Source organism: Nocardia sp. NPDC004722 (assembly GCF_053601505.1).
Map to the genome: position 1 here is coordinate 1 of NZ_JBSGBY010000900.1, position 2,447 is coordinate 2,447.

General features: G+C 71.0%; 3 protein-coding genes. 2 read left to right on the forward strand and 1 reads right to left on the reverse strand.

Annotated features, from left to right (window positions below):
• The coding region (locus ACWELQ_RS43745) for a class I SAM-dependent RNA methyltransferase (RefSeq protein WP_452402861.1) at positions 1–562 on the forward strand (562 nt) is incomplete at its 5' end.
• Between the two features lie 145 nt (positions 563–707).
• Positions 708–1,517: a hypothetical protein gene (locus tag ACWELQ_RS43750; RefSeq protein ID WP_452402862.1), complete on the forward strand. Its 810-nt coding sequence runs from the start codon at positions 708–710 to the stop codon at positions 1,515–1,517.
• Positions 1,518–1,586: 69 nt separating this feature from the next.
• Here the strand turns inward: ACWELQ_RS43750 and ACWELQ_RS43755 are convergent, their stop codons facing one another.
• Positions 1,587–2,267: an SIMPL domain-containing protein gene (locus tag ACWELQ_RS43755; RefSeq protein ID WP_452402863.1), complete on the reverse strand. Its 681-nt coding sequence runs from the start codon at positions 2,265–2,267 to the stop codon at positions 1,587–1,589.
• Positions 2,268–2,447: the final 180 nt, after the last annotated feature.

The following is a 2,447-nucleotide window of genomic DNA, read 5'->3' on the forward strand; positions in this document are numbered from 1 at the left end:
GCGGGCCGTGCAGTATGTGGCCGAGCGGCGGTGGGAGGTATCGGCGACCGGATTCTGGCAGCCGCATTACGGTGCGGCGCAGTGCTATTCGGACGTGGTCGCGGAGTGGGCGCAGGCCGCGCCGGGGGCGCTGGTGTGGGATCTGTACTGCGGTGTCGGGGTGTTCGCGGCCCGGCTCGCGGGGCAAGTGGGTGAGGCCGGGCTGGTGCAGGGGGTCGAGTTCGCGCGCGATGCGGTGACGGATGGGCGTGCGGCACTGCGGGATATGCCGTGGGTGGATTTGACGGTGGCGCGGGTGGAGCGGTGGATTCACGAACAGCCTGATGCCACACCGGATGTCGTCGTGCTCGACCCGCCGCGCGCGGGCGCGGGCAAGGAAGTCATCGCGGCCTTGAGCGAGCGCTCCCCCCGCCGCATCATCCACATCGGCTGCGACCCCGCAGCTTTCGCCCGCGACGTGGGCCTCTACCGCGCCGCGGGCTACCAGCCCGCGGCCCTGCGCGTCTTCGACGCCTTCCCCGGCACCCACCACATCGAGTGCATCGCCCTCTTCGAGCGGTGACTTCAAGATCAAGGTGTACTCACTGCGGTGATTCGGACAAATTCCCGCACTGAGTACACCTTGATCTTGTTCGGGACGGTGGCTCGATGGGGACAGGGGAAGGGTTGGGGGACGGGGGGATTGGGGGTGCGCCAAGATGTAGCCCGTGACTACGTTGTCGGATCCGACTGTGGCGTCGGTGGTCGAGTTGATCTATGGGGATCAGTCGCGGTTTCATTCGCTCGAGGCGCTGTTGCTGGGGGCGGATCTCAAGCGGCCGGAGTATCGGGGCGAGTTGTGGGTGAACGCGGACAGTTATTGGGGGCGGTTGGTGACGCCCGTGTACGGGGCGCGGGTGGCGGCGCTGGCGGGGAGCGCGGAGGCGGATCGGGCACTGCTGGATCTGGTCGAGGTGACGGTGGCGCGGTTCCTGCGCGGGGAATCGCTGGCGCGCAAACAGCTTCCGGCGTGGCTGGCGGGATTGCGCGGCGCGCTGCTGGTGGACGGGTATCGGTTGAAGCTCGACCGGCCGGGTCCGGCGGGACCCGAGGGTGAGGTGCGCTGCCGGTTGAAGCCGACCCCGTGGCTGCCGGTGCGGCTCGCCGAGCGGGTGTCGTTGCTGATGACGGAGCTGGAGGTGCGCGGCCAGCAGACCGCGCTCGATCATCTGCGCCAGGCGGTCAAACACTATGAGCGGGGCCGGTTTCCGGCGTGCGAGAAGCGGTTGCGCGCGGCGTTGCAGCAGGTGGCCGCCTATGCGGCGGGGACCGGCGATCCCGATGGGGCCCGCAATGTGCGCCACCTCGTCGACACCGGCCGCGTCAGCATCGCCGACGGCACCCGACTGCTGCACGATCTGCGCGGCCTCGTGGTCGACGACCCGTTCCCGCACCGGACCCGGCCCGACGCCACCCGCTTCCGCATCCAGCTCACCGCCGCGCGGGCGTCCTGGCTGCTGGGCCGCGTCGAGCTCTGATCCGGCGTGCCGGTGGCCGGAATCCACTCGCCCGCTGCGCATCCCGCGCGAGTACGCCGCGACGTCGGGTCAGGCCAGCTGCCAGGTGACGCGAATGGTCGCCGACACTTCGCTTTCGCCCAGCTGCACCGGCAGCGCGCCCGCCGCGTCGGACATCTTCTCCGCGGCGAAGGCGATGCGCGGCTGCGGGACCGGGCCGGAGACGTTCTCGGTGATCTCGAGCACCGGCCCGAGCGTGCGCCCGGCCCGGAACACGTACTGTTCGGCCTTGCCCAGCGCGTGATCCCAGGCCGCGTTGCGCGCGCCCACCATCAGGATCTCCTCGTCGGCGACGGCGAGGGTGAGCCCGCCGAGCCGCACATCGTCGCCTCCGGCGGCCACCGCGTGCGCGATGATCTCGGCCGGTCCGCCCTCGGACTTGGCTTCGCCATCGGCGTCGGCGATCTCGCGCAGCGTGACCGTCAGCGACGTGCCCGCGATGTACCCGACCAGCTTCTCCCGATTCCCGTCGGTCCACACCGTGTCCGCGCGCACCGTCAGCCCGCTGGTGTTGATGTCGCGTCCGGCGACCCCGTCGGCGCGCAGTGACCCGATGACCGCGTCCGCGCGCGTCCCGGCCTGCGCGTAGGCGGCGGCCACGGTATCGGCCCGGGTCTCCACCGACAGCGAGACCCGCATGATGTCGGGAGTCGCACTGGCCGCACCGGATCCGATCATGGTGATCGTGCCGACGGTGTTCTCGCTGCTCACGGGTTCCTCCTCGATCGATACGGCCACAACCCCGCCGATGCTACCGACGCGGGAGCCCGGCGGCCGTCAAGCGACGGGGTCCTCGAGGGCGGTGGCGAGGGCACGGGCTCCGGTCGCGATCTCCCCCGCCTCGGCCAGGGTCAGGCGCAGTTCGAGGTCGGGGTGCTCGGCCGGGCCGTC